The organism is Streptomyces tibetensis (assembly GCF_007655005.1).
Lineage (GTDB): Bacteria > Actinomycetota > Actinomycetes > Streptomycetales > Streptomycetaceae > Streptomyces > Streptomyces tibetensis.
This window is the reverse complement of record NZ_SZVW01000010.1, coordinates 136,463-163,074: the sequence shown is the minus strand read 5'-3', so window position 1 is coordinate 163,074 and position 26,612 is coordinate 136,463. Positions and strand designations below refer to the sequence as shown.

The 26,612-nt window shown below is 70.7% G+C and carries 25 protein-coding genes and 1 pseudogene; 14 read left to right on the top strand and 12 right to left on the bottom strand.

The annotated features are described in order from the left end of the window. Nucleotides 1–208: 208 nt before the first annotated feature. The 3 genes from FDO69_RS18675 to FDO69_RS42040 all read left to right on the top strand — a co-directional run bounded on the left by FDO69_RS18675 (nucleotide 209) and on the right by FDO69_RS42040 (nucleotide 6,804). Complete coding sequence (locus FDO69_RS18675; RefSeq protein WP_104780975.1) at nucleotides 209–3,127, top strand: glycoside hydrolase family 48 protein; 2,919 nt, start codon at nucleotides 209–211, stop codon at nucleotides 3,125–3,127. Nucleotides 3,128–3,369: 242 nt separating this feature from the next. Then, complete coding sequence (locus tag FDO69_RS18670) at nucleotides 3,370–6,024, top strand: cellulose binding domain-containing protein (RefSeq protein WP_104780974.1); 2,655 nt, start codon at nucleotides 3,370–3,372, stop codon at nucleotides 6,022–6,024. Nucleotides 6,025–6,177: 153 nt separating this feature from the next. After that, nucleotides 6,178–6,804, top strand: a complete 627-nt coding sequence (locus FDO69_RS42040; protein WP_234387989.1) for an MmpS family protein — start codon at nucleotides 6,178–6,180, stop codon at nucleotides 6,802–6,804. An 18-nt stretch (nucleotides 6,805–6,822) separates the two neighbouring features. Here FDO69_RS42040 and FDO69_RS18660 read toward each other — a convergent pair whose 3' ends face one another. Beyond that, on the bottom strand, nucleotides 6,823–7,566 hold the full coding sequence (locus FDO69_RS18660) for a class I SAM-dependent methyltransferase (protein WP_104780973.1): 744 nt from the start codon (nucleotides 7,564–7,566) through the stop codon (nucleotides 6,823–6,825). A 4-nt stretch (nucleotides 7,567–7,570) separates the two neighbouring features. After that, entirely contained in the window at nucleotides 7,571–7,876 is a 306-nt protein-coding gene (locus FDO69_RS18655) for a 4a-hydroxytetrahydrobiopterin dehydratase (protein ID WP_104780972.1), read from the bottom strand. A 127-nt stretch (nucleotides 7,877–8,003) separates the two neighbouring features. Here FDO69_RS18655 and FDO69_RS18650 point away from each other — a divergent pair, with 127 nt between their 5' ends. Beyond that, nucleotides 8,004–8,810: a helix-turn-helix domain-containing protein gene (locus FDO69_RS18650; RefSeq protein WP_104781099.1), complete on the top strand. Its 807-nt coding sequence runs from the start codon at nucleotides 8,004–8,006 to the stop codon at nucleotides 8,808–8,810. Nucleotides 8,811–8,917: 107 nt separating this feature from the next. On the opposite strand, the pseudogene FDO69_RS42035 reads toward FDO69_RS18650, so the two are convergent. The 3 genes and pseudogenes from FDO69_RS42035 to FDO69_RS18635 all read right to left on the bottom strand — a co-directional run. Next, a pseudogene (locus FDO69_RS42035) lies at nucleotides 8,918–9,055 on the bottom strand (RNA polymerase sigma factor SigF); the annotation flags it as partial. Nucleotides 9,056–9,373: 318 nt separating this feature from the next. Further along, nucleotides 9,374–9,592: a hypothetical protein gene (locus FDO69_RS18640; protein ID WP_104780971.1), complete on the bottom strand. Its 219-nt coding sequence runs from the start codon at nucleotides 9,590–9,592 to the stop codon at nucleotides 9,374–9,376. A 473-nt stretch (nucleotides 9,593–10,065) separates the two neighbouring features. Further along, a complete protein-coding gene (locus FDO69_RS18635; protein WP_170320905.1) occupies nucleotides 10,066–10,551 on the bottom strand; it encodes a MarR family winged helix-turn-helix transcriptional regulator in 486 nt (161 codons plus the stop codon). 150 nt (nucleotides 10,552–10,701) lie between these two features. On the opposite strand from FDO69_RS18635, the gene FDO69_RS18630 reads away from it, so the two are divergent. The 7 genes from FDO69_RS18630 (at nucleotide 10,702) to FDO69_RS18600 (ending at nucleotide 17,866) form a co-directional block, all read left to right on the top strand. Continuing rightward, on the top strand, nucleotides 10,702–11,862 hold the full coding sequence (locus FDO69_RS18630; protein ID WP_104780969.1) for a PP2C family protein-serine/threonine phosphatase: 1,161 nt from the start codon (nucleotides 10,702–10,704) through the stop codon (nucleotides 11,860–11,862). Nucleotides 11,863–12,002: 140 nt separating this feature from the next. After that, entirely contained in the window at nucleotides 12,003–12,902 is a 900-nt protein-coding gene (locus tag FDO69_RS18625) for an STAS domain-containing protein (RefSeq protein ID WP_104780968.1), read from the top strand. Continuing rightward, nucleotides 12,899–13,324: an STAS domain-containing protein gene (locus FDO69_RS18620; RefSeq protein ID WP_104780967.1), complete on the top strand. Its 426-nt coding sequence runs from the start codon at nucleotides 12,899–12,901 to the stop codon at nucleotides 13,322–13,324. The genes FDO69_RS18625 and FDO69_RS18620 overlap by 4 nt, the downstream gene beginning before the upstream one ends. Then, on the top strand, nucleotides 13,308–13,754 hold the full coding sequence (locus FDO69_RS18615) for an anti-sigma regulatory factor (protein WP_104780966.1): 447 nt from the start codon (nucleotides 13,308–13,310) through the stop codon (nucleotides 13,752–13,754). Before FDO69_RS18620 ends, FDO69_RS18615 begins: the two co-directional genes overlap by 17 nt. Beyond that, the gene (locus tag FDO69_RS18610; protein WP_104780965.1) at nucleotides 13,751–14,824 is read left to right on the top strand and encodes a SpoIIE family protein phosphatase; all 1,074 of its coding nucleotides are present in this window, start codon (nucleotides 13,751–13,753) and stop codon (nucleotides 14,822–14,824) included. The genes FDO69_RS18615 and FDO69_RS18610 overlap by 4 nt, the downstream gene beginning before the upstream one ends. Continuing rightward, nucleotides 14,808–16,562: a PP2C family protein-serine/threonine phosphatase gene (locus FDO69_RS18605; RefSeq protein ID WP_104781098.1), complete on the top strand. Its 1,755-nt coding sequence runs from the start codon at nucleotides 14,808–14,810 to the stop codon at nucleotides 16,560–16,562. Before FDO69_RS18610 ends, FDO69_RS18605 begins: the two co-directional genes overlap by 17 nt. 101 nt (nucleotides 16,563–16,663) lie before the next feature. Continuing rightward, complete coding sequence (locus FDO69_RS18600; protein ID WP_104780964.1) at nucleotides 16,664–17,866, top strand: PP2C family protein-serine/threonine phosphatase; 1,203 nt, start codon at nucleotides 16,664–16,666, stop codon at nucleotides 17,864–17,866. 43 nt (nucleotides 17,867–17,909) lie between these two features. Here the strand turns inward: FDO69_RS18600 and FDO69_RS18595 are convergent, their stop codons facing one another. From FDO69_RS18595 to FDO69_RS18585, 3 genes are read right to left on the bottom strand one after another with little or no spacing between them, the layout of a single operon-like run. Next, the gene (locus FDO69_RS18595) at nucleotides 17,910–18,416 is read right to left on the bottom strand and encodes a MarR family winged helix-turn-helix transcriptional regulator (protein ID WP_104780963.1); all 507 of its coding nucleotides are present in this window, start codon (nucleotides 18,414–18,416) and stop codon (nucleotides 17,910–17,912) included. A 45-nt stretch (nucleotides 18,417–18,461) separates the two neighbouring features. Then, on the bottom strand, nucleotides 18,462–19,004 hold the full coding sequence (locus FDO69_RS18590; RefSeq protein ID WP_234387988.1) for a universal stress protein: 543 nt from the start codon (nucleotides 19,002–19,004) through the stop codon (nucleotides 18,462–18,464). Between the two features lie 5 nt (nucleotides 19,005–19,009). Further along, nucleotides 19,010–19,189 (bottom strand): hypothetical protein, encoded by a 180-nt coding sequence (locus tag FDO69_RS18585; protein ID WP_104780962.1) that lies wholly within the window; start codon nucleotides 19,187–19,189, stop codon nucleotides 19,010–19,012. A gap of 241 nt (nucleotides 19,190–19,430) precedes the next feature. Between FDO69_RS18585 and FDO69_RS18580 the strand changes: the two genes are divergently transcribed. Both FDO69_RS18580 and FDO69_RS18575 read left to right on the top strand, forming a co-directional pair. Further along, the gene (locus FDO69_RS18580; protein WP_104780961.1) at nucleotides 19,431–20,294 is read left to right on the top strand and encodes a helix-turn-helix domain-containing protein; all 864 of its coding nucleotides are present in this window, start codon (nucleotides 19,431–19,433) and stop codon (nucleotides 20,292–20,294) included. A 133-nt stretch (nucleotides 20,295–20,427) separates the two neighbouring features. Continuing rightward, on the top strand, nucleotides 20,428–20,895 hold the full coding sequence (locus FDO69_RS18575; protein WP_104780960.1) for a nitrate reductase molybdenum cofactor assembly chaperone: 468 nt from the start codon (nucleotides 20,428–20,430) through the stop codon (nucleotides 20,893–20,895). 18 nt (nucleotides 20,896–20,913) lie between these two features. On the opposite strand, the gene FDO69_RS18570 is transcribed toward FDO69_RS18575, so the two are convergent. Then, the gene (locus tag FDO69_RS18570; protein ID WP_104780959.1) at nucleotides 20,914–21,300 is read right to left on the bottom strand and encodes a winged helix-turn-helix transcriptional regulator; all 387 of its coding nucleotides are present in this window, start codon (nucleotides 21,298–21,300) and stop codon (nucleotides 20,914–20,916) included. A gap of 103 nt (nucleotides 21,301–21,403) precedes the next feature. On the opposite strand from FDO69_RS18570, the gene FDO69_RS18565 reads away from it, so the two are divergent. Continuing rightward, nucleotides 21,404–22,249, top strand: a complete 846-nt coding sequence (locus tag FDO69_RS18565) for an NAD(P)H-binding protein (protein ID WP_104780958.1) — start codon at nucleotides 21,404–21,406, stop codon at nucleotides 22,247–22,249. Nucleotides 22,250–22,462: 213 nt separating this feature from the next. Here FDO69_RS18565 and dnaK read toward each other — a convergent pair whose 3' ends face one another. The 3 genes from dnaK to FDO69_RS18545 form a co-directional block, all read right to left on the bottom strand. Further along, complete coding sequence (gene dnaK, locus FDO69_RS18555) at nucleotides 22,463–24,346, bottom strand: molecular chaperone DnaK (RefSeq protein ID WP_104780957.1); 1,884 nt, start codon at nucleotides 24,344–24,346, stop codon at nucleotides 22,463–22,465. A gap of 67 nt (nucleotides 24,347–24,413) precedes the next feature. Next, nucleotides 24,414–25,154 carry a glycerophosphodiester phosphodiesterase family protein gene (locus tag FDO69_RS18550; RefSeq protein ID WP_104780956.1) on the bottom strand — a complete coding sequence of 247 codons (741 nt, stop codon included), beginning with the start codon at nucleotides 25,152–25,154 and terminating at the stop codon, nucleotides 24,414–24,416. Further along, nucleotides 25,151–26,536: a hypothetical protein gene (locus FDO69_RS18545; protein WP_104780955.1), complete on the bottom strand. Its 1,386-nt coding sequence runs from the start codon at nucleotides 26,534–26,536 to the stop codon at nucleotides 25,151–25,153. The genes FDO69_RS18550 and FDO69_RS18545 overlap by 4 nt, the downstream gene beginning before the upstream one ends. Nucleotides 26,537–26,612 lie beyond the last annotated feature (76 nt).

Genomic DNA, 26,612 nt, shown 5'->3' with positions numbered 1-26,612 from the left:
CTGATGGAATCGCTCCCACTGGTGTCAAGGAAGGTAGCGCCAAGCGACAGCAAAGAACAGGGGAGTTGCTGACTTTTGCTCAACGTGGTGCGTCGAATCTTTTCGACTCTTCGAGAACCTTGACCGATACCTGACGCATCCGCACTATGGGAGCGCTCCCACTGGTTCAAGCCTTGACTTCTCCGAGCCGCAAGGAGGAACCAGCACCATGCATCCCCCACCCCGGAGGCGGAGAGCCGTGCGGCGTCTGTGGACCGCCGCGCTCGCAGCTCTCGCCCTTCCGTTGACGATGCTCTCCTCAGGGTCGACTCCCGCGCAGGCGGCGGCACTTCAGTGCAGTGTCGACTACAAGACGAACGACTGGGGCTCCGGCTTCACGGTCGACCTCACCCTCACCAATCGCGGCACGGACGTCATCGACGGCTGGACGCTGACCTACGCCTACTCCGGCAACCAGAAGCTGGGCAACGGCTGGAACGGCACCTGGTCGCAGTCCGGCCAGAACATCACCGTCAAGAACGCCTCCCACAACGCGCGGGTCGCAGCGGGCGCCGCCGTCTCCACGGGTGCCCAGTTCTCCTACAGCGGCGGCAACACCGCGCCGACGTCCTTCACCGTCAACGGCACGCCCTGCACCGGCGCGCACCAGCCGCCGATCGCCGTGCTGACCAGTCCGAGCGCGGGCGCCGTCTACACCCAGGGCCAGGCGGTGCCGCTGGCGGCCACCGCAGCCGCCGCCGACAGCGCCACGATCAGCAAGGTGGAGTTCTACGACGACACCAAGCTGCTGGGCACGGACACGAGCGCGCCCTACGCGCTGTCCGTCTCCGACCTGGCCGTGGGCAGTCACTCCCTGGTGGCCAAGGCGTACGACAGCATGGGTGCCTCCGCGGACTCCACCCCGGTCGGCATCACCGTCTCCTCCGGCCCTACCGTCGTCGCCTCGCCGCTGCAACTGGGCGTCCAGTCCGGCAAGTCGGGCACCTACGAGGTGAAGCTGTCCAAGCAGCCGGCCTCCAACGTGACGGTGACGTCGGCCCGCGCGAGCGGCAACTCGGGCCTGTCGGTGTCGGCCGGCGCCTCACTCACCTTCACGCCGCAGAACTGGAACACCGCGCAGAAGGTGACCGTCACCGCCGCGAACTCCGGCACCGGATCGGCCGTGTTCGAGTCGACGGCCGCGGGCCACGCCAAGGCCTCGGTCACCGTCACCCAGCTCGCCGCGGCGAAGGTGTACGACGCCCGCTTCCTGGAGCTGTACGGGAAGATCACCAACCCGGCGAACGGCTACTTCTCCCCCGAGGGCATCCCCTACCACTCGGTCGAGACGCTGATCGTCGAGGCGCCGGACCACGGCCACGAGACCACCTCGGAGGCGTACAGCTACCTCCTGTGGCTCCAGGCCATGTACGGCAAGGTGACGGGTGACTGGTCCAAGTTCAACGGCGCCTGGGACATCATGGAGAAGTACATGATCCCCACCCACGCCGACCAGCCGACCAACTCCTTCTACAACGCCTCCAAGCCGGCCACCTACGCGCCCGAGCTGGACACGCCGAACGAGTACCCGGCCAAGCTCGACACCGGTGTCTCGGTCGGCCGCGACCCGATCGCGGCCGAGCTGAAGAGCGCGTACGGCACGGACGACGTCTACGGCATGCACTGGCTGCAGGACGTCGACAACGTCTACGGCTACGGCAACGCGCCCGGCAAGTGCGAGGCGGGTCCGTCGGACACCGGCCCGTCGTACATCAACACCTTCCAGCGCGGCGCGCAGGAGTCGGTGTGGGAGACGGTGCCGCAGCCGACCTGTGACGCCTTCAAGTACGGCGGCAAGAACGGCTATCTGGACCTGTTCACCGGTGACGCCTCCTACGCCAAGCAGTGGAAGTTCACCAACGCTCCGGACGCCGACGCGCGCGCCGTGCAGGCCGCCTACTGGGCGGATCTCTGGGCGAAGGAGCAGGGCAAGGGCTCGGCCGTCTCCGCGACGGTGGGCAAGGCCGCCAAGATGGGCGACTACCTGCGCTACTCCATGTACGACAAGTACTTCAAGAAGGTCGGCAACTGCGTCGGCCCCGCGGCCTGCCCTGCGGGCACCGGCAAGGACGCCTCGTTCTACCTGATGTCCTGGTACTACGCCTGGGGCGGCGCCACCGACACCAGCGCCGGCTGGGCCTGGCGCATCGGCTCCAGCCACGCCCACGGCGGCTACCAGAACCCCCTGGCCGCCTACGCGCTCGCCAACTACGCGCCGCTGAAGCCGAAGTCGGCGACGGGCGCGGCGGACTGGGCCAAGTCCATGGACCGGCAGCTGGAGTTCTACCGCTGGCTGCAGTCGGACGAAGGTGCCATCGCGGGCGGCGCGACCAACAGCTGGGCGGGCCGGTACGCGACCCCGCCTTCGGGCAAGTCGACGTTCTACGGCATGTACTACGACGAGAAGCCCGTGTACCACGACCCGCCGTCCAACCAGTGGTTCGGCTTCCAGGCGTGGTCCATGGAGCGGGTCGCCGAGCTGTACCAGCAGACGGGGAACGCGCAGGCCAAGACGGTCCTCGACAAGTGGGTCAAGTGGGCGCTGTCCAAGACCACGTTCAACCCGGACGGCACCTACCGGATCCCGTCGACGCTGCAGTGGTCGGGCCAGCCCGACACCTGGAACGCGTCGAGCCCCGGTGCGAACAGCGGGCTGCACGTCACCGTCGCCGACTACACCAACGACGTCGGTGTGGCGGCCGCGTACGCCAAGACCCTGACGTACTACGCGGACCGCTCCGGTGACACGGAGGCGGCGACGGCGGCGAAGAAGCTGCTGGACGGCATGTGGGCCAACCACCAGGACGCCCTCGGGGTCGCGGTCCCGGAGAACCGGGCCGACTACAACCGGTTCGACGACCAGGTGTCCATCCCGAGTGGCTGGACGGGCACGATGCCGAACGGTGACGCGATCAACTCGTCGTCGACGTTCGACTCGATCCGCTCCTTCTACGAGGACGACCCCGCCTGGTCGAAGATCGAGAGTTATCTCGCGGGCGGTGCGGTGCCGTCCTTCACGTACCACCGGTTCTGGGCTCAGGCGGACATCGCCTTGGCCATGGGCTCGTACGCGGAGCTGCTCGAATAGCCCCCGCCGGGCGCTCCGCGGGTGGGGCGGGTACTTCGGCTGCGGGCCCGGCTGTGGCTGGTCGCGCCCACGCGGCGGAGCCGCATATTGATGCAGCCCCACGCCCCCAGAGGCAAAGGTGCGTCCGAAGCTCTGCGTACACGGCCCTGCACCTGACGCGGGGCCACCACGGCCGGGCGGCTCCACCTGCACAGGGGCCGCCCGGCCCTCGCACGTCCCCCCTCACGGAAGGACCCCCCACCGTGCGAAGAACCCGTATCCTCACGGCCGTGCTGGCGCTGGCGGCCGGGCTGCTGTCGGGCGCCCCCACCGCCCTGGCGGCCGATCCCCCGGCGACGAAGCTCGCCGCGGACACGTACACCTGGAAGAACGCCCGGATCGACGGGGGCGGGTTCGTCCCCGGCATCGTCTTCAACCGTTCCGAGAAGAACCTGGCCTACGCCCGCACGGACATCGGAGGGGCGTACCGCTGGCAGCAGTCCTCCAAGAGCTGGACACCGCTGCTGGACTCGGTCGGGTGGGACGACTGGGGGCACACGGGCGTCGTCAGTATCGCGTCCGACTCCGTCGACCCGAACCGGGTGTACGCGGCGGTCGGGACGTACACGAACGGCTGGGACCCGAAGAACGGTGCGGTGATGCGTTCCTCCGACCGGGGCGCGAGCTGGCGGAAGGCCGACCTGCCGTTCAAGCTGGGCGGCAACATGCCGGGGCGGGGCATGGGCGAGCGGCTGGCGATCGACCCGAACCGGAACAGCGTGCTGTATCTGGGCGCGCCGAGCGGCAAGGGGCTGTGGCGGTCGACGGACTCCGGCGTCACCTGGTCGCAGGTCGCGAACTTCCCGAACGCCGGCACCTACGTCCAGGACCCGAGCGACACGAGCGGGTACGCGAGCGACAACCAGGGCATCGTCTGGGTCACCTTCGACGAGTCCACCGGCACCGCCGGGAGCGCCACGAGGACGATCTACGTCGGGGTCGCCGACAAGGACAACGCGGTGTACCGGTCGACGGATGCGGGCGCCACCTGGCAACGGTTGGCCGGGCAGCCCACCGGTCACCTCGCCCACAAGGGCGTCCTGGACGCGAAGAACGGCGACCTCTACCTCGCCTACAGCGACAAGGGCGGCCCGTACGACGGCGGCAAGGGCCGGCTGTGGCGGTACGCGACGGGTACGGCGGCCTGGACCGACATCAGCCCGGTGGCGGAGGCGGACACGTCCTACGGCTTCAGCGGGCTGACCGTCGACCGGCAGAGGCCGGGCACGGTCATGGCGACCGCGTACAGCGCCTGGTGGCCGGACACCCAGATCTTCCGCTCCACGGACAGCGGCGGGAGCTGGACCAAGGCGTGGGACTACACGTCGTACCCGAACCGCGAGAACCGCTACACGATGGACGCCTCGTCCTCGCCGTGGCTGACCTGGGGCGCGAACCCGCAGCCGCCCGAGCAGACGCCGAAGCTGGGCTGGATGACGGAGGCGCTGGAGATCGACCCGTTCGACTCCGACCGGATGATGTACGGGACGGGTGCGACGGTCTACGGCACCGAGAACCTCACGAAGTGGGACGGCGGAAGCAAGTTCGCCATCAGACCGATGGTGCAGGGGCTGGAGGAGACAGCGGTCAACGACCTCGTCTCTCCCCCGTCCGGCGCCCCGCTGCTGAGCGCGCTCGGTGACATCGGCGGCTTCCGGCACACGGACCTGACGAAGGTGCCGTCGATGATGTTCACACAGCCGAACTTCACGACGACCACGAGCCTGGACTTCGCCGAGTCGAACCCGAACACGGTGGTGCGGGCGGGCAACCTGGACTCGGGGCCGCACATCGCGTTCTCGACCGACAACGGAGCCAACTGGTTCGCCGGCACCGACCCCTCGGGCGTGAGCGGCGGCGGCACGGTCGCGTCGGCGGCCGACGGCAGCCGGTTCGTGTGGAGCCCCGAGGGGGCCGGTGTCCACCACACGACGGGCTTCGGCACGTCCTGGCAGGCCTCCGCCGGGATCCCCGCCGGGGCGATCGTCGAGTCGGACCGGGTCGACGCGAAGACCTTCTACGGCTTCAAGTCCGGGAAGTTCTACGTCAGCACGGACGGCGGGGCGACGTTCAGGGAGTCACCCGCCGCCGGCCTGCCCGGCGGCGACAGCGTCCGCTTCAAGGCGCTGCCCGGCCAGAAGGGCGACGTGTGGCTGGCGGGCGGCGAGGCAGGCGGCGCGTACGGCTTGTGGCACTCCACGGACGGCGGGACGAGCTTCACCAAGGTCGCGAACGTCGAGCAGGCCGACACCATCGGCTTCGGCAAGGCGGCCCCCGGCGCCTCCTACCAGACCCTCTACACCAGCGCGAAGATCGGCGGGGTGCGCGGCGTCTTCCGCTCGACGGACAAGGGCGCGAGCTGGACGCGCATCAACGACGACGCGCACCAGTGGGGATGGACGGGCGGGGCGATCACCGGCGACCCACGGGTGTACGGCCGCGTCTACGTCTCCACGAACGGCCGGGGAGTCCTCTACGGCGACAGCTCCGGCGGTGGCCCGACGGATCCGGGACCCGGTCCCGACCCGACGCCGACCGGTGCATGCAAGGTGACGTACAAGATCACGAGCCAGTGGTCGGACGGTTTCCAGGCGGACGTCCAGCTCACCAACACCGGTACGAGCGCCTGGAACGGCTGGTCGCTCGGCTGGAGCTTCGCCGACGGCCAGAAGCTGACGCAGGCGTGGAACGCCGAGGCCGCACAGGCGGGTTCGGCGGTGACGGCGAAGAACGTCGGCTGGAACGCGAACGTGGCGGCAGGGTCGTCGGTGAGCTTCGGCTTCACGGCACAACGATCGGGCACGAACACGAAGCCGACCGCCTTCACGCTGGGTCAGCAGAGCTGCACGGTCGCCTGACCCGTCGATTCGAGGGCGTGTGCCGGACGCGGTATGCGCCCTCTCCGCCGTCCGGAACCGATCACGAACAGATCACCTTGCCCGCACACTACTCACACTTTCTTTACATCTCTCGTTACGCTTACCCCCTACGAAACACCTCAGGGGGGGTCCATGTCGTACACCCAGCCTCCGCCGCCGCCCGGCTTCGGGCCGCAGCCCTCCCCGCCGGCTCCCCGGCCGTCCTGGGCCCGCAAACGCGTCCTGATACCCGCCGCCGCCGTCGTCCTCCTCCTCGGCGTGGGCATCGGCTCGGCCGGGAACGGCGGCGACGCGGAGAAGACCGCCGCCGCGCCCCGCCCGACCGTCACCGTCACCGAGAAGGCGCGGGCGGACGACGAGGCGGAACCGGCCCCCACGGTGACGGTCACCAAGACCGCCACCGCCAAAGCCAAGCCCAAACCCAAACCCAAGGCGGACACCGCGGACGACGCCGAAGCCGCCGACACCGCTGCCGAGGGCACGGCGGTGTTCAGGGTGTGGGGCTCCGCCCCCTCCGGTGTCGACATCACCTACGGCAACGACGGCACCAATCTCCAGGGCAAGGGCCTGCCTCTGAAGAAGACCCTGACCGTCAAGGACGACGCCCTCTACTACCAGGTGACCGCACAGCTCATGGGCGGCGGCGACATCCAGTGCTCGATCACCATCGACGGCCGGACGAAGACGGGCCGGGCACAGGGCGGCTACAACATCTGCTCCGCCCAGCTCAACAGCGACTTCAGCGGCGGCTTCAGCTAGCCGGCGCCGTCGCCGGGTTCACCCGGTCTTGCGGAACGACCTCAGGCCGAACACCGGGTCGGGGCGCGGCCGGTCCTGGTCGGGCAGCTGCGCGAGCCGGGTGGCGAATCCGTCGGCGAGCGGGTGGCCCGGCGGCAGGGTGACGAACCAGCCACGGCGCAGGTCGGCGATCGTACGCCGGGGGCTGCGGCCCTGGCCGTGACCGGTGAAGCGGGCCTGCCCGGCCGGGACCAGGCCGTGGGCGGCGGCGCTGGACTCGATGTCCGCCGCCGCGTCCCGGACCGGGCTGCGCGGCCGGGAGGACAGCACGACATCGATGTCACTGCCCACGTTGTGCGAGGTGGCCTTGTCGACCGTGGTGACGTAGATCCCGCCGGAGCGCAGCACCCGGGTGCACTCGCCGACGATGGTCCGCACCTCGGCTGGCCCGGCGGCCAGGTGCAGCAGCCACACGCTGCACACGGCGTCGAACTGCCCGTCCCGGAAGGGCAGCCGGCGGCTGTCGGCGCGTACGACGGCACCGGGGAGCCGGGTGGAGGCCTGCCGGGCCATCGCGGCCGCGAGGTCGACGCCGGTCACCCGCATGCCGTCGCGGGCGGCGGCGATCCGGCGGGTCACGATGCCGGTACCGCAGGCGACGTCGAGCAGACTGCGCGTGTCCGGCGGTACGAGGCTCAGCACGGCCTGGGCGGCGGCGGCCGCCCGGGGCTCGCCGCCGCGCGAGGCGTCGTAGCGCTCCGCTTCCTTGTCGTAGTCGAGCACCCGGTCAGTGTGCCCCGTGCCCGGGGGCGAGGTCCTCCACCCTGCGGGCGAGCTCGAAGTCCTTCTCGGTGACGGCGCCGCCCGCGCTGTGCGTGTGCACGGCCAGGGAGACGGTGTTGTAGCCGAGCGTCAGGTCGGAGTGGTGGTTCAGTTCCTCCTGGACCTGGGCGATGTGCACGACCATCGCCGTCGCCGCGAAGTGCGAGCCGAGCCGGTAGGAGCGCAAGAGGCGGTCTCTGTCGAGCGACCAGCCCGGCAGCTCGGCCAGCCGGTCCTCGACCTCTTTCTGCGACAGCGGTTCGACGGGCATGGGCTGCGCTCCTTCCCGGACTGCGGTGTCCTCGGTGTCCTCTCAGCCTGCCACAGCGGGGCGGCCGGGGCCCTGGTCACAGGGGTGCGTCTGTCCGGTGCGGCCGGTTCTCGACTACGGTCCCGGCATGACCACTCACCCGTCCTCCGCCGAGCAGGGCGTGGGCCCGCTGCTGCGGGCCTGGCGGGAGCAGCGGCGGGTCAGTCAGCTGGAGCTGGCCCTGCGCGCGGACTCCTCTGCCCGGCACATCAGCTTCGTCGAGACCGGCCGTTCCCGGCCCAGCGAGGAGATGGTGCTGCGGCTGGCCGAGCATCTCGACGTGCCCGTGCGGGAGCGCAACGCGCTGCTGCTGGCGGCCGGTTACGCCCCCCGCTACCCGGAGACCCCGCTGGACGACCCGGCGCTCGGCGCGCTGCGGGAGGGCATCGAGCGGCTGATCAGCGGCTACGAGCCGTATCCGGCGCTGGTGGTGGACGCGCTGTACAACGTGGTGGCCGCCAACCAGGGGGTCATGACGCTGGTCGACGGCGTCTGCGCGTCTCTGCTCGAACCACCGCTGAACGCGATGCGGCTGGCCCTGCACCCGCGAGGTCTCGCGCCCCGCATCCGCAATCTGCGCGCCTGGCGGGGGCATCTGCTGGAACAGATGGAGCGGCAGATCGCGCTGCATCGCTCGGAGCCGTTGCGGGCGCTGTACGAGGAGGTGGCGGCGTATCCCGTGCCCGAGACGGATCCGGCGGACGAGCCGTCGGATCCGGTTCCGTACTTCGCGCTGCCGCTGCGGATCGAGCACGAGGGACGGACACTGTCGTTCATCTCCTCGATCTCCACGTTCAACACGCCGATGGACGTGACGGTCGCCGAGCTGGCCATCGAGACGCTGCTCCCGGCCGACCCGGCGACGGTCAAGTACCTTCAGGAATCCATTTCCTGACGGATTTTCAGGGACATGTGCTGGAGGACGGCGAATCCGGCCACGACCAGGGCCTGGAGCACCGTCCACACGGCGCCCGGCGTGATGAGCGTGTTGCGCGCGTACTAGTACGCGCGGGTTCCCTCCTCCAGGACGGCCAGCCGATCGAGGAAGAGTCCGGACAGTGCCCGGGCGTCCTTGGGCGCGAGCCTTTGCGGGTCGTCAAGGTGGCAGTTCGGTGCCAGAATCCGTCGTTGCCTCGACAGGTGTCGTCGGTGCTGCCACAAGCCCTCCCTCTTGCCTCGGCCTTCCCAGTTGCCTGGTTGGCCGACCTGCGCCGCGCTCAGCCCAGAACTGTCGTTCCATGCCCGCGGCGTGTGGGCGGCGTGGCCGCCGCGTCTCAGGATCAGTGCGAAAGAGGGAGCACCGCTTGTACGGCTTTGCCGCCGGCTCCGGCGCTGATGTCCACCTGTGTCGAGAGCTCCTGTATCAGTGACCAGCCGAACCCTCCCGGCCTCCGGCTCACGGTGTCCTCGTCCGGCGGGGGCGAGGCGGATCGGGCCTGACGTCCTCGACGCACACCATCACGGTCCCGGCCCCGCCCGCAGTTGGAACCCGGTAACCCCGCCGGCATGCACGAGGGTGTTGGTGACCAGCTCGGACACCACGATCAGTACGGCTTCAGCCTCCGCCGGGTCCTTGGGTGCGACTGCGGACAGAAAGCCGCGGGTCATCTCCCGCGCGTGTTCGGCTGTCTGCGGGCTGTCCCCGAGTAGCGAGTCCTCCTCGTCGAAGTAGTGCACCTTGGTGACCTCCGGCGCTTGTCGGTTTGGTACATACCGGATGCCCCCACCGGATGGATTCACCAGTCGGCAACCCGTACACACGCCCGGCCTGGTCGCCCGGCAGCGTGACCTTCTCCCGATCTCGACTGGTCCGTCCTGACGTCGCCACTTCGCCATGTGCGCTGGTCAACGCCACTTCGGAGACCCATTTCAGTGAGCCTCGCCACCTGGAGCGGCCCGCCGTGGGCGCGCTGTCGTCGACGAGACGTTCCCCACAGCCTCTCCAGTGTGGGCCAACCCGGGGTATCCGACTTTGGAGACAGGCAACAAGAGGAACAGTTGCCATTTGACAACTATAGTCGTGAGGCAACAAAGTAGCCGTGCTCGGACATGCACGGGGAAGGATCTGGAATGTTCCGGTGGGCGGAGACCGCTCCGTGCCCTGACAGTCCGTGCCTGACGGCGGGCAGGGAGGCGACGTACAAAGGCGTTCAGGCCGTCCGCCTGCCGGAACCCTCGGCGTCGTCGTGTATCTGGGCCGCCGCCGCGGCGCAGAACGCCTCCAGCCCCTGGAGCAGGGCGGCCCGCTTCACGGCGGGCATCTGGTCGAGGACCGCCTGCAGGGCCTTCTCCCTGCGTGCGCGCAGGTCGTCGAGGAAGGCGCGGCCCCGGGCGCTGAGATGCAGCCGCACCTCACGTCTGTCGGCGGTGCTCATCTCGCGCTCGACGAAGCCTGCGGCCTGCAGCCGGTCGCACAGTCGGCTGGTGGACGGTGGAGTGGAGGCGAGGGTGTCGGCGAGGGTGCGCAGGTTGATGCCCTCGTGGTGCTCGAGGATGAGCAGCACGCGCAGCTGGGACCCGGAGGCTGGTGCGGTGGAGGCCTGTCCCCACAGAACTTCCAGCAGCTCCGCAGCCGTAGAGGTCACCCGAGCGACCTCGTTCGGCTCTCGGCGGGGTCTGAAGGCAGTCACAGTCACACTCTCGCAGGCACTGGGAAGGCTGTCAGCGTACTAGGCGCACGCGCTGGCGACAGATGACTTGAAAGACCCGCGCGGGGCACAACGGACGGCTTCGGCGCGGTACGAGGCGTGCCGGCCGTCCGGTGAAAGATTGGTGTATCAACCATCATGAAGAGATTTGTAGCCGCTGAACGCGCTCTGCGAACAGCGGCTCCCCACGAGTTGCTCAGCGCCGTCCGCCGCGTGCTGAGCGAGCAGTACGAGGCGGACTCGGTCGAGTTGTTCATGGCCGATTACGGGCTGACGGTGCTCCAGCCGGTGTCCGTGCTGCCGCACACCCTGGAGCCGGTGTCGGTGCACAACAGCCCGGCCGGCCGGGCGTTCGGCGCCCAGGAACCCTATGAGGAACCGGTCGGAGACGGACGGGTGCGCGTCCATCTGCCGGTCACGGTGCGTGGCGACCGGCTGGGCGTCCTGTCGGTGACCCTCTCGGACGGTGACCACGCCGCCTCCTATCGCACCGAGCTCTCGGAGATCGCCGAGGTGCTCGGGCATGAGGTGGTCGTGGCCGAGCGGGACACCGACCTGTACCTCCAGGCCCGGCGCAAGGACCGGCTGACCCTGGCCGCCGAGATGCAGTGGCAGTTGCTGCCGGGCCGGTCCTGCGCCCGGCCGGAGTATGAGCTGGGTGCGCAGTTGGAGCCCGCGTACGCGATCTTCGGTGACAACTTCGACTGGTCCGCCACGGCGGACCGCTTCATGCTGTACGTCACCAACGGCATGGGTGAGGGCATAGAGGCCTCCCTGCTGACGAACCTGGCCATCAACGCGCTGCGCAACGCGCGCCGGGCCGGCATCCCGCTGGCCGACCAGGCTGCCCTGGCCGACCAGGCGGTGTACGCGCACTACCGCGGCCGCTGCTACCTGTCGGTGCTGATGTTCGACTTCGACCTGGCCACCGGGCGCGCCCGGGTGGTGGACGCCGGCTCCCCCAAGGTGCTGCGCCTGCGTGGTGGGACGGTCGAGCGGATCGCCTTCGAGGCCCAGCTGCCGCTCGGCATGTTCGAGGAGACCGACTACGTGGCCCAGGAGTTCCGGGCCGAGCCCGGGGACCGGCTGGTCTTCGTCAGTGACGGGGTGTACGACGTCGCCTCGCCGCGCGGAGAGGCGTACGGCGACGCCGCCCTGGCCCGGGCGATGCAGTCGACCCGGCTTCTTCCGGCCGCCGAGGTGCCCCGGGCCATCCTGCGCGAGCTGACCGGCCACCGCGGCCGAACCGTCCCGGACGACGACGCCCTGGTGGTCTGCCTGGACTGGCGTGGACGCTGAACGCGGGCGCGCGAGGTCTGCCCGTCTTGCGGTCGAGTGTTGTTTGCTCCGCACCACCAGGGCTAATGTTTGTCATGCGGCAATAATTGTCTGATGGCCTGCCACGTGTCGGGCATCGGGAGATCCGGTACGAGGGGACGATGCAGGTGTCGGAGCAGGACGCGGCCTCGGAGTGGGCGGCGCGGAAGGTGGGCGAGTTCCTCCGGGTGAGGCAGGAGCAGATCGCCCAGCGCTGGGCCGATGCAGAACTCTTCCGCACGGTGTTCACCGTGTCCCGGGACGAGGCGGTGGAGGCGGGCAAGGCAGTGGTGGACGCGTTGTCCGACGTTGCCTCCTCCGGGCGGCTGGACGACATCACGGCGCCCGGCTTCCAGACGGTGCGTGACCAACTGGGCCGGATGGCCGCCTCCCGGGCCCGCACCGGTTCGACCCCGGCGCAGGTCGCCGGGGAGGTCGCCGAGCTGCACCAGCCGGCCGTAACGCTTCTTCGCGGAGAGTTCCCGGATCCGGCCGGCGACCAGGCCCAGGAATGTGCGCTGGCCCTCACGGTCCTGATGGGCACGCTGCGCCTGGTGGTGATGGAGACGACCCTCAGGCAGGGGGACGAACTCATCGCACGGCAACGCCTGCAGTTGCTGGAGGTGGCCACCCCGGTGATCAAGCTGTGGGACGGCATCGTCGCCGTTCCGCTGATCGGCACGCTGGACAGCGCGCGCAGCCAGGTGGTCATGGAGAGCCTGCTGGACGCGATCGTCGCCGAGCGCGCCCGCTACGCCATCCTCGACATCACCGGCGTGCCCACGGTCGACTCGCTGGTCGCCCAGCACCTGATGAAGACGGTGGCTGCGGCGCGGCTGATGGGCGCCGAGTGCATCGTCTCGGGCATCCGGCCCGCGATCGCGCAGACCATCGTCCACCTGGGCATCGACCTCGGAACCGTGGTCACCCGGTCGTCGTTGGCCGACGCGCTGGCGTACGCGTTGCGCCAGCAAGGCATCGTGGTCGCTCCCCGCACTCCGGTCGGCGCGAACCTGTCGTGACAGGATCCAGGCGGGCCCACCCCTCCCGGGTGCCAGTGCTGGCCCTGGGGGCAACCCTCCTGATCACTCTGCAGGGGGAGTTGCACGACAGCATGGCCGAGCAGCTCCAGGAGGACCTCACCCACCGCATCGCCCACAGCCCGGTGACGGGTGTGGTGATCGACATCTCCGGTGTGGACATCGTCGACTCGTTCCTGGGCCGCGTGCTTGCCGAGATCGCTTCCCACGCCCGTCTGATGGCTGCCCGGACGATTCTGGCCGGGATGCGGCCCGCCGTAGCCATCACGCTGGTCGAGCTGGGCCTCACCCTGCCCGGACTGCCCACCGCCCTGGACGTCGAGCGGGCCCTGGCCATGTTTGAGCACGGCCCCTGCCCCGATCCGCCCCACCCCCGGAGGGCGAACCATGCAGACCTCCCATGACACGGGCACCATCAGACTGCCGATCGGCTCGGACACCGATCTGGCGTGGGTGCGGCAGCAGGTGAGACAGGCGGCGGCCGAGCTCGGATTCGGGCTGGTGCAGCAGACGAAGCTGGTGACCGCGGTCAGCGAGCTGGCCCGCAACACTCTCATCCACGGAGGCGGCGGCCAGGTCGAGATGACCGTGCTGCACCAAGGGCCCGTCCTCGGACTGCGGCTGGCCTTCACCGACGACGGTCCCGGCATCCGCGACATCGAGCAGGCGATGACCGACGGCTACACCACCGGCAGCGGGCTGGGGATGGGGCTGAGCGGGGCCAAACGCCTGGTCCAGGAGTTCGGCATCGACAGCCGTCCCGGCGGGGGCACCACCATCACCGTCGCCGCGTGGGCCACCGGCCTGCCGCACCCCCGTGCGGAGGACGGATGAGCAGGGTCTGGGACACCCCCGTGCACGACTCCACCCGAGTACGGGATGTCCGCGTCGCGGCCGAGGCGGCCGGCGCCAGAGCCTGCCTCGATCCGCACCGCACCGCCATCGCCGCGCTGGTCGCCACCGAGCTGGCCACCAACCTGCTCAAGCACGCCGGCGGCGGCAGCGTCCTGATCAACCTCCTGGAACGCCCGCCCACCGAAGCCGGCTCCGGCAGCGCCGCGGTGCAAATCGTCTCCATCGACCACGGCCCGGGCATCCCCGACGTCGCGGCGGCGCTGCGCGACGGCTGCGCCACCGCTGCCCCGTCCCTCGGCGCAGGCCTTGGCACCTGCGTGCGCATATCCAGCGCCTTCGACCTGTACAGCGTGCGCGGCCGGGGCACCGTCGTCATGGCACGCATCGACCAGGAGCCGGTCACCCACAGGGCAGAGGCCGGGCACCCCTACCGACTGGGAGGGATCAATGCCCCCCTCGCCCAGGCCGAACACTCCGGTGACTCCTTCAGCTGGGTGCGCTCCGGGCCCCGCCTGACCCTGATGCCCGCCGACGGCCTGGGACACGGCGCCAAGGCCGCCACGGCATCCGCCGCGGCCGTCGACGAACTGCACCGGAACGCGCACCTGCCGCCTGAGCAGATCCTGCGGCAGTTGGACAGGGCACTGCGCACCACCCGGGGCGCCGCTGTCGCCGTGGCACAGCTCGACACGGATACCCACCAGCTCGGTTTCGCGGGCGTAGGCAACGTCGGCGCCCGCATATGCACAGGGGACAGCTGGCAGCCACTGGTCTCCCACCCCGGCATCGTCGGTGCCCATTTCCCGGCCAGGGTGCCCGTACAGCACCTGCCGTGGAGCCGGGACAGTCTCCTCGTCCTGCACAGCGACGGACTGCCCAGCCGCTGGACGCCGCCGGAGGACACCGACCTCCTCGGCCATGACCCGGTTTTGGTGGCCGCCACCATCCTGCGAGACGCCGGCAGCGCCGCCCGCCCCCTGCGCGACGACACCAGTGTGGCCGTCCTGGCCCCCGACCGCGGGGCAGGCGACCATGACCGCCGTACCTGACACCTGGACCATCGCCTCAGCCGCCGACGCGGCCCTCGCCCGGACGGCCACGGCCCGTCTCACCGCCTCCGCCGGGGTGCCCCTGGTCGAGCGCACCCGGTTTCTGACCTCCGTCACCGGGAAGCTGCGGTGGTGCCTCGATCAAGGCGGGGCCTGGGACCTGCTCGTCCGCATGCATCAAGCCGACGCCGACGGGGGCAGGCGCCTCGACGTGATGGTGCGCCCGGCTGCCCGGCACACGCGGGGCCATCAGCCAGACTGGCAGCTTTCGATCATGTGCCCCGAAGGCGGGCACGTGGACGCCGCCGGTCCGGCCGACGTCGACAGCTCAGGGATGGCCGAGGCGCTCCTCGTAGCGGATGAGGACACCGCCGAACTCCTTGAGCGGCTCGATACGCAGGAAGGCCTGGTCCGCTCCTACCGCGAGGAACTGCACCAGACCAACCAGGGCGTCCTGGCCCTCCACGCCGAGCTGGAAGCTGCCGCCCTGACCCAGCACAACCTGCTCGATGCCGAACGGGCCGCACGAGTTCAGGCAGAGAACGCACGGAGTCTGCTGACCTTCCTCGCCGACGCCGGCGACGCCGTGACCGCATCACTCCACCACGAAGGCATCCTGCGCCGACTGCCCGAACTCCTCGTCCCCCGCTACGCCGGCCACCTCGATGTCTGGCTCTTCGACGACGACCCCTCCCCAGGCCAAGGACACCGGCCGGCCGCAGCCGTGGTCGCCGCACGCACCGGCCGGCCCCAGCACGCCGCAGCCCACCCGGGCGGCCTGTCCGGCGTCGATGACCTGCCGCCCTCGGCCCTCGCCCCCACACGGCCCCTGCTGTGTGTCCCCCTCGCCGGACACCGCATCCTGGGCGTGCTGACCATGACAGCGCGCGGTTCCCGATTCGATCCCGACGAGGCCGTCATGCTGATCGAACTGGCCCGTCGTACCGGCATCGCCTTGGAGAACGCCCGCCGCTACGAGCAGCATCGCGACACCGCCGAAGCCCTCCAACGGGCCCAGCTCACCGAACTGCCCACCATTCCAGAGCTGTCCCTGGCAGCCCGCTACCTGCCCGCCACACGCGGACTGAACATCGGCGGCGACTGGTACGACGCCTTCGTACAATCCGACGGCAGCCTGCTGGCCGTCGTAGGAGACGTCACCGGCCACGGCCTGCGTGCCGCCGTGATGATGGGCCAACTGCGCACCGCGCTGCGCGCCTACGCCGTCGAATGCGACACTCCGGCGGGCATCCTCACCCGCCTGCACCGCATGCTCCGCCACCAGCAGCACGAGCTGTACGCGACCGCCGTCATCGCCCGCTTCCGCCCCGGCGATCCCAGCGTCGTCTGGGCGTCCGCCGGCCACCCGCCCCCCGTCGTGCGCGCGGCCGACGGCACCGTCCATGTGCTGGAAACCAAGCCCGGGATCATGCTGGGCATACCCATGCCCTACGAGTACGAGGACCACACCGTCGCCCTCCCGCCCGGCTCGACGCTCGCCCTCTACACCGACGGACTGGTCGAACGCCGCGCCCAGGGCATCGACCCCGGCATCGACCGGCTCAGCCACGCCCTGGCCGCACTGAGCACGGCCGAACTGGAGCACGACCTGGACACGGCAGCGGAGTCGCTGCTCAAACCGATGATCCACGACTCCGAGCGCGACGACGACGTCTGTCTCCTGCTGTGCCGCACCGCCCCGGAGGCTTCCCACCGCGGCCTCCGGCACCCCCCGTGATCAAGCGGCTCATCCGAACCCGGTCATTCGTTCGTTTCCCGTAGCCTCCGCGGGACCCGGCCGCGATAGCGTGGAAACCACCAGCGGAGAGGGCGGATGCCATGACCACCTCAGAACCGGCAGCGTCCGCGGAGAGCCTGCTGCGCGCCGCTCCACCCCATGCGCTGGTCGCTACCGCCCATCGCCTCCTGGCCGACCGTGCCGGCGCCCAAGAGGTGACCCTGCTGCTGGCCGACTACGGGCTGACGGTCCTGCAGCCCGTCACCCACCTGCCCCACACCGGCGAGCCGGTTCCCGCCCACGACGGTCCGGCCGGACGCGCCTTCATCACCCAGGCACCGGTCGTCGAGGTCACCAGGGACTCCGCGACCGAGGTGGTGCACCTGCCCATCACCGTGCGCGGCGATCGGCTGGGCATCCTCTCCGTTCGCCTGCCGTCCCATGCCGTGGATCCAGCCATGGTGCTCCGGCTCGGCGACTTCGCCACCGCACTCGGCCATGAGGTCGACACCGCCGGCCGTGACACCGACCTGTACCTGCAGGCCCGCCGCACCCGCCGCCTGACCCTCGCCGCGGAAATGCAGTGGCAGCTGCTCCCCGGCCGGGGGTGCGCCCGCCAGGAGTACGTCATCGGCGCCCACCTCGAGCCCGCCTACGCCATCGGCGGCGACAACTTCGACTGGTCCACCAGCGCCGACCACCTGACCCTCACCGTCACCGACGGCATGGGCCAGGGCATCGACGCCTCCCTGCTCACCAGCCTCACCGTCGGCGCCCTGCGCAACGCCCGCCGCGCCGGCATCTCCCTCGCCGACCAGGCATGCCTGGCCGACCAAGCCATCTACGCCCAGCACGGCGGCAAGGTCTACGCCTCCACCCTGCTCCTGCACTTCGCCCTCGACACCGGCACCGTCCACGCCGTCGACGCCGGATCCCCCCAGCTCTTCCGGCAACGCGACATGACCATCGAACAGATCGAACTGGAAGCACAGCTCCCGCTCGGCATGTTCGAAGAGACCCCCTACCAGGAACAAACCTTCCACGTCGAGCCGGGCGACCGGCTGATCGCGGTCAGCTCAGGCGTGCACGGCGCGCGCTCCGCGGACGGCGGCCTCTTCGGCGAGCGCGCCCTCCGGCAGACCCTCAGTGCGGCACGACTGGCGCCCCCGCACGAGGCCGCGCGCTCCATCGTGGCCGGCCTCATGGAACATTTCGGCAGCAGGCACCTCACCGCCGACGCCGCTGTCGTCTGCCTCGACTGGAACGGACGCGGCATCGCCGCGGCAACTCGGTCCCAGAACTGACATTCCCACAGTGCTCATGGTCACGCCGGAGCGGCTCACACCACTACCTGAGATCGGCATCTGAGGAGCGCGTGGGTACGACCTCCTGGGCTGCGAGAAACGCCTTCATCCCGCGGCTCAGAGCGACACGCTCCTCGGGCTCCATCGCCCCCAGCGCCAGCGCCAGCGCCCGGGCCCGACGTGCGGCGATGCCCCTCAGCGCATCCAGGCCATGCGCGGTGAGACTCAGCCGCACCTCGCGACGCTTGTGCGGATGCAACGCCCGCTCCAGGAGACCGGCCGCCTCCAGCCGGTCACACAACCGGCTGGCCGTGGGAAGCCCTATGTCCAAGCGCTCGGCGAGCGCTGTGAGATTCAGTTCCGATGCCGCTCCCAGAGCACGCAGCGCCCGCAGCTGATGCAGGGACAACCTCAAGGCGGCCTCCTGAGTGGCCAGCGACCAAAGGTGTGCCAGGCTCTCCACGGCATCGGCGATCTCCCGGGCGATGGCTTCAGGGTCATCGTCCGGTCCCTGCGCATCGTCGGCGCGGGGGCCGACGAGATGGGTCACGAGCGCGTCTCTCTCAGTAAGCTCCGGGCAGTGCGGGGATCCCCCTCACCCCATCGCTGTACCCGGAGAACCGCAGTGCAAGCCGCCGTCCCACGCGGAGCCTGAGCCATACCACGCCACGGCGGTCGCGGCTCTGATAGCAGGGGCGACAGGATCGTCACATGCAGCCGATCTTCGTTCTTGGTCGACGATGAAGCGGCCGGCGGGCCCCAGGCTGCGCGGCCCGAGGCGGGTGCGGTCGCCGTCGCGGGCCAGGACGAGCAGGTCGGCATCCTCGGCCGCGGCGACGACTTCCCGCTCGACGCGGCCGATGCGCTCGATGCGGCTGCAGGGGCGGCTCAGCCGCTGTGCGGCCTCGGCGAGCAGCTGGTCGGCGCGGGCGGCGGCCAACTCCTCCAGCCTCGTGCCGGGATCGCGTTCGGGCTGGCCGCGCCCGAGCAGGCCGACGAAGGCGCCGTGCGCCGCGCCCGGCACGTCGGCCGGGGTGACATGCGGCAGCACGATGTCGGCGCCGTCGGGTGCGTGTGCGCGGGCGGCCTCGACGGTTACGGGCCAGGTGCCCTCGGTGATCCAGGCGATGACTTTCATCGCGGTCAGCCTCCGATCAGGGTGAGCGAGGTCCACAGTGCCAGCACCGACAGCAGCAGGGCGGCCGGCACGGTGAACACGCCGAGCCGGGTGACGGTCACGGCGGCGTCGAGGGCGAGGAAGCGGCGCAGCACCGACTGCGGCTCGGAGGTCCGGGCGAGTGCGGCGAGCTGGACCGCGGACATGGGAAATCACCCTCCGTCGGGTCGTGGTGCGGCGGCTGGAGCCGGTTCCCGGGGCGGAGTGCGCCGGCCCGGGAACCGGTGCGTTCACGATCCCCTTCGGGTGGCGTACGGTCGATCACCCGCGGGGTAATGCCCGCGCCGCTCCTCCGCTTCCGGCGATCTTCTCGCTCCCGGCCCTGTCGTGCCGGCGACCGACCGTGACAGACTGATCGCAGGCTTGGGCACGTTGGGGAGGCGTGGCGTGAGTGAACGGCGGGCCGCACCCACCGTGGGCCAGGTGGTCCTGGGCAAGCGGTTGCAGGAGTTGCGCGAGGCCGCGGGCCTCAGTCGTGACGAGGCCGCGAAGGTGCTGCGGGTCGCCCCGGCGACGGTCCGGCGGATGGAGACCGCCGACGTCGCGCTGAAGATCCCGTACGTGCAGATCCTGCTGACGGCGTACGGGGTGGCCGGGGACGAGATCGCCGCCTTCGTCGACCTCGCGGAGGAGGCGAACCGGCCGGGCTGGTGGCAGCGGTTCCACGACGTGCTGCCGGAGTGGTTCAGCCTGTACGTGAGCCTGGAGGGCGCGGCCCGGATCATCCGGTCGTACGAGCCGCACTTCGTGCCGGGGCTGCTGCAGACCGAGGGGTACGCGCGGGCGGTGCTGCGGACCGGCACCATCGCGAACGCCGGGCCGGACGCCGTGGACCGGCATGTGTCGCTGCGCATGGAGCGGCAGCGGCTCCTGGACCGCCCGAACCCGCCGCACCTGTGGGTCATCATGGACGAGACGGTGCTGTGCCGCCCGGTGAGCGCGGACGGCCGGGTGATGCGCGAGCAGCTGGACAAGCTGCTGGAGTACGCCGGGCGCGACCGGGTCACCCTCCAGATCGCCGAGTTCGCGGACGGCCCCCATCCGGGCACCTACGCGCCGTTCTCGCTGTTCCGCTTCGCCGAGCCCGAGCTGCCCGACATGGTTTTCACCGAGTACCTGACCGGCGCGCTGTACCTGGACTCCCGCAAGGAGGTCTCCGCGCATCTGGAGGTGCTCGACCACATGACGGCCCGGGCGGGCTCCGCGCAGCGCACGGAGGAACTGCTGCGGGAGTACCGCGAGCGCTACTGAGCGGCTCACCGCCGCGCCCGACGTCATGGGACGGGTTCTGACCCGTACGGGCGCCGTCGGCAGGTGTGCTTCCCGGCACGCCCCTAGCGTCGGGGGGACGGGCGGGCGGTCAAGCGCTCGCGAAGGAGGTCCGATGCCCGGATTCGAGGTGCTGTACCAGGCGGCCGCGCTGTGCCTGATGTACCCCGACGACGACTTCCGCACCCGGCTGCCGCTGTTGCGCGAAGCCGCCCCGCAGCTGCGGGGGTTCGCCGACCACGCGGCCCTCACCCCGCCGAGGGAACTGGCCGCCCACTACGTCGAGGTCTTCGAGGCGGGGCAGGACCGCAGCCTGTATCTGAGCGTCTGGCGCGAGGCCGCCCCGGCGCCGTCGGAGGAGGTGTACCGCGCGCACGGCCTGGAGACCACCGGCGAGGAGCCGCCGGACTTCCTGCCGGCGGTCCTGGAGTTCGCGTCCCGCACCGGCAACGCCGGGCTGCTGGCGGAGCACCGGGACGGCCTGGATCAGCTCCGGTCGAAGCTCGACGACTTCGGCACGCCCTACGCGACGGTCCTGGACGCGGTCTGCGCGACGCTGCCGCCGGTCGCCACGGGACGCTGACTCGGCGCCACGGGGACGTCAGCTCTCGCTGTCGTAAGCGTGGCGGGCCTGCTCGACCTCGTCGAGGTGGGCGGCCGACCAGTCGGCGAGGTGGGCGAAGAGCGGGGCGAGGCTGCGGCCGAGCTCGCTGATCTCGTACTCGACCCGCGGCGGGACCTCCGGGTGGTAGGTGCGCACGACCAGGCCGTCGCGCTCCAGTTGCCTGAGGCGCTGGGTCAGCACCTTCGGCGTGATGGTGCCGATGCGTCGTTCCAGCTCGACGAAGCGCTGCCGGCCGTGGGTGTGGAGCGTCCACAGGATCGGCGTGGTCCACCGGCTGAACACGATGTCCACGACCGCGCTGATCGGGCAGGCGAGTTCCGGGACGGTGGCGGCGGACGCCGCTCGGGTGGTCTCCACGCCCATGTGCACCCCTTTGGGATAGTCACTTTCCTCTAGGTACCTACTATACCGACGGTGTTAGCGTCCACGACATCGGCAACAAGGCCGCAAAGCAAGGGAGTTGCTCATGATCGTGGTGACCGGTGCGACCGGGAACGTGGGCCGATCGCTCGTACAGGCCCTCGCCGACGCCGGGGAGAAGGTGACGGCGACATCGCGAAGGGTCTCGGGCGCGGACCTGCCGGACGGGGTCCGGGCCTGCCCGGCGGACCTGACCGACGCCGACAGCCTCCGCCCCGTGCTGGACGGCGCCGAGGCGCTGTTCCTCCAGAACGGCGGGGCCGACGCCCATCTGCTGGACCCCGGGCAGATCCTCGACGCGGCCCGGGCCGGCGGCGTCCGGCGTGTCGTGCTGCTCTCCTCCCAGGGAGTCGCGACCCGGCCGGAGTCGGCCTCCCACGGCGGCGTCGGACGGGCCATCGAGGACGCCGTGCGGCGGTCGGGCCTGGACTGGGTGATCCTGCGCCCCGGCGGTTTCGACTCCAACGCGTACGCCTGGGCCGAGTCCGTCCGCGCCCTGCGGACCGTCGCCGCGCCGTTCGGTGACGTCGGGCTGCCCACCGTCGACCCCGACGACATCGCCGAGGTCGCCGCGGCGACGCTGCGGGAGGACGGGCACGCCGGACAGGTCTACGAGCTGACCGGGCCCGCCCTGAGCACGCCCCGGCAGCGCGCCGGGGCGCTGGCGGAGGCGCTCGGCGAACCGGTCCGCTTCGTCGAGCAGACCCGGGACGAGGCCCGCGCGCAGCTGCTGCGGTTCATGCCCGAGCCCGTGGCGGAGACGACGCTGGCCATCCTGGGTGAGCCCACTCCCGCCGAGCGGCGCGTCAGCCCCGACATCGAGCGGGTCCTCGGCCGCGCGCCCCGCACCTTCGCCGACTGGGCCCACCGCCACGTCGCCGCGTTCCGCTAGGCCGTGTCCGCGAAGTCCCGCCTGCCCCGCGACGCCTGGCACGCTCCCCCCGAGCTCTTCGAGCAGGGGGTACCCCACTCGCCGCACCGGACGAAGCCCCAAGTACGTCTAGTACGAGGGACTCCGCCCGGCACGCCGAGAGCACGCACCAGACGCCGCGGGGCCCGCCCTCCGGGCGAACGCCGGGACTTTGCGGACACGACCTGAGGCTGCTCAGCCCTGGCCCGGTCCGCTCTTCCCGGCCCGCCCGGCGCCGTGGTCCGTGTCCTCGTCCACGATCTCGGCGTCGACCACGCCCTCCTCGTCCCGGGGGGCGCCGTGGGGCTCCTCGGCGGGGGCCTGCTGGGCCGCCTGGGCGTACATCGCCTGGCCCATCTTCTGGCTGACGGAGGCGAGTTTCTCGACGGCGGCCCGCAGGGCGGCGGTGTCCGCCTGCTGTTCCAGGCGCTCCTTCGCCTCGGCGACGGCCGACTCGACCTCGGACTTCGTGTCGGCCGGGACGCGGTCGCCGTTCTCGCGGAGGAAGTTCTCGGTCTGGTAGACGAGTTGCTCGGCCTGGTTGCGGGTCTCGGCGGCCTCGCGGCGCTCCCGGTCCTCCTCGGCGTACTGCTCTGCCTCGCGCATCATGCGGTCGATGTCGTCCTTGGGCAGGGCCGAGCCGCCGGTGACGGTCATCTTCTGTTCGCGGCCGGTGGCCATGTCCTTGGCGGAGACGTGCATGATGCCGTTGGCGTCGATGTCGAACGCCACCTCGATCTGCGGTACGCCGCGCGGCGCCGGCGGCAGGCCCGTCAGGTCGAAGACGCCGAGCTTCTTGTTGTACGCGGCGATCTCGCGTTCGCCCTGGTAGACCTGGATGCCGACCGAGGGCTGGTTGTCGGCCGCCGTCGTGAAGATCTCCGAACGCCGGGTCGGGATGGTCGTGTTGCGCTCGATGAGCTTCGTCATGATGCCGCCCTTGGTCTCGATGCCCAGGGACAGCGGGGTGACGTCGAGCAGCAGCACGTCCTTCACGTCGCCGCGGATGACGCCTGCCTGGAGCGCCGCCCCCACGGCCACGACCTCGTCGGGGTTGACGCCCTTGTGCGGGTCCTTCCCGGTCAGTTCCTTGACCAGGTCGGTCACCGCGGGCATCCGGGTCGAGCCACCCACGAGGATCACGTGGTCGATCGCCGAGAGCTTCACACCGGCGTCCTTGACCGCCTGGTGGAACGGAGCCTTGCAGCGGTCGAGCAGATCGGCGGTCAGCTCCTGGAACTGGGCCCGGGTCAGCTTCTCGTCGAGATGCAGGGGTCCCTCCGCGGAGGCCGTGATGTAGGGCAGGTTGATCGTCGTCTCGGTGGAGCTGGAGAGTTCGATCTTGGCCCGCTCGGCGCCCTCGCGCAGCCTCTGCACCGCCATCTTGTCGCCCGCGAGGTCGACGCCGGTCTGGCCCTTGAAGCGCTTGATCAGGTACTCGACGATCCGCTGGTCCCAGTCGTCGCCGCCGAGGTGCGTGTCACCGTTGGTGGCCTTCACCTCGATGACGCCCTCGCCCATCTCCAGCAGCGACACGTCGAAGGTGCCGCCTCCGAGGTCGAAGACGAGGACCGTCTGGTCGTTCTCCTTGTCCAGGCCGTAGGCGAGGGCCGCGGCCGTCGGCTCGTTGATGATGCGCAGCACCTTCAGGCCTGCGATCTCACCGGCCTCCTTGGTGGCCTGTCGCTGGGTGTCGTCGAAGTAGGCGGGAACCGTGATCACCGCGTCGGTGACGTCCTCGCCGAGGTAGGACTCGGCGTCCCGCTTGAGCTTTTGCAGCACCCGCGCGGACAGCTCCTGGGCACGGTAGCGAGTGCCGTCCACATCGCCCTCTCCGGGGAAGCGCCAGTGCGCGTCGCCCATGTACCGCTTCACCGAGCGGGCGGTGCGCTCCACGTTCGTCACGGCCTGCCGTTTGGCCACCTCTCCTACCAGCACCTCGCCGTTCTTGGCGAACGCCACGACCGAGGGTGTGGTCCGGGCCCCCTCCGCGTTGGCGATGACGGTGGACTCGCCGCCTTCCAGCACGGCGACCACCGAGTTCGTGGTTCCGAGGTCGACTCCGACCGCTCGTCCCATCGCTGTCCCCTTCCGCCAGGGCGACGACTCTCCACACACTCCAGCACAAAACTTGAGTGCGCTCTTGTCAATGCCGCGAGGGGGTGATCGGGCCGCGCAGCGCCACGGCCCGCCGGGGCCGGTCGGTGACGAGCACGTCGACGCGCGGGTGAGCGAGGAAGGCACGCATCAGCGTGTCGTCGTTGACGGTCCAGACCATGGTGAACAGCCCGTGCCGGGTCGCCTCGCGCAGCACGTTGGTCCTGGCCAGCCGCTGGTGCACGGCGACGCCGTGCGCCCCGCAGGCCCGGATGCGACGGGTCGGGAACAGCTCGCTCAGCCGGGTCCCGGGCAGCCGGGCGAGGGCGAGTTCCCGACGGTCCCGCCCCAGGGACAGGGCGGTGCGCACGGCGGGGAAGCCCCGGGTGACGGCGGCGACGGAACGGTCCTCCAGCGTGGTCACGACCAGCCCGTCCGCGCCGAGCAGGGCGACAGCCCGGTCGACCACCTCCCGCTCGTAGCCGACCTCCTTGAGGTCCAGGTGTGCCACGAGCTTCCCGGCGATCAGCGCCATGACCTCGTCCACCACGGGCACGGCGTATCCGGCCCGCTCGCACAGCTCGGCGTGCGTGAGCGCGGCGAGCGGGGGCCCGGCGGGACCGACCCGGGGGTCGTGGTACACGACGAGGACTCCGTCCCGGGTGCGGCGGATGTCGAACTCGACGTACTCCGCACCGGACGCGATCGCGTCCTCGTACGCCTCCCAGGTGGCGGGGCCGGCTCGCTCGGAGCCACCCCGGTGGGCGGAGACGGCGGGGCGTGGCGTCATGGTCGTCGGTTCCCGGAGGGCGAGCGGGGCGGCGGTACGGGCAGGAATTCGTCGTCGGGCGCGGGCAGCAGCGAGCCGGAGCGGGTGCGGACCCGTCTGAGCAGGACGTATCCGATCACGACGAGGACGACGAAGGGAAGCCAGGCCAGGGCGTACGCCGTGCCGTAGGTGCCCAGGTCGAGGATGGAGCGGTGCTCGTCGACGTCGGTGCCGTTGACGCCGAAGAAGGCCAGCAGCAGGGTCGGCGGCAGGGCGATCAGGGTGGCCGCGGCGACCAGGGCGGAGACGGTGCGGTCGCGCCGGTCGTCGCGTTCGGCCAGTTCGGCGTCGAGTGCGGCGGAGCGGGCGCTGATCACCGAGGTCAGGCGCTCCACCATGCGGGCCGAGTTCTCCAGGCTGTCGCGGATGCCCAGGGCGTCGCCCAGTGAGGACTGGAAGGCCTCGGTGACCATCTCGGGGATGAGCAGGCTGTCGACGTAGGCCTCGACGCCGAAGGCCAGGTCCAGCTGGAGTTCGTTGACGCCGGCGGAGAGGCGGGAGATCAGGGCGCGGATCTCGGTGGGCGAGTCGGTCAGCGCCCGCTCGTTGGCCTTCATCATGGCGAAGGCCGCCAGCCGGGTGCGCTGCAGGACGGACAGGGCGGAGATCATGCCGACGGCGACGAGGACCAGGCCGTTCTCCACGTGCGGGGCCCAGCCGGCCTGGACGGAGACGCCCCGGCCGAGGGCGGTGAGGGTGAGGCCGTGGTTCCTGAGGTGCGGGCCGGGGCTCGCGTCGTAGGGCGTGGCGGGGTTCCACGGCATCCGGCCGCGGTAGACGATCTCGTTCAGCAGGATCGCCTTGCGGGCCTCGTCGGCGCTGAGCAGTTCGCGCTGTAACCGGCCACCGGGGAAGACCAGTTGGTGCACGTTCTGGCCGAGGGTGAGCGGCCCGCCGCCGAGCTGCGCGGACAGGCTCTGCAGGAGCGGACGGTCGTCGAGTTCGATCCGCTCCCGGTCGAAGCAGGTGGTGGCCAGCCAGGCGGCGAGATCGCCGGCGGTGGTCTCGCCCGCGAAGGCGCAGTCCATGACGAGGGTGGCGTCGCCCCGCGGAGTGGTGACGACGAGGATCCGCAGGGACGCGAGGCCGAGGCCGTGGTCGCCGTGCGGCAGCCGCAGCCGCCGGGGCGCGACCTGTTCGTCGAGGACCGGGACGGGCAGCACGTCCTGGCTGGTCATGAGGTGGGTGGCGAAGCGTCCGTAGTCGTAGCGGTCGACGAGGGCGCCGAGGGAGGTGGCGCGGGGGCGGAGCCGTCCGGAGAGGCCGAACAGCAGCAGGACGCGGGTCCGGTCCCGGGTGGCGGAGTCGAGCACCGTCGCGTTCGTGGACGTTCCCGGCAGCATCGCGTTCCTTCCGGCCCGGCGTTCGAGGCGTCCGGTTCCTACCCCGGCCGGGGGTGGTGAACCGACGACGCGCGGG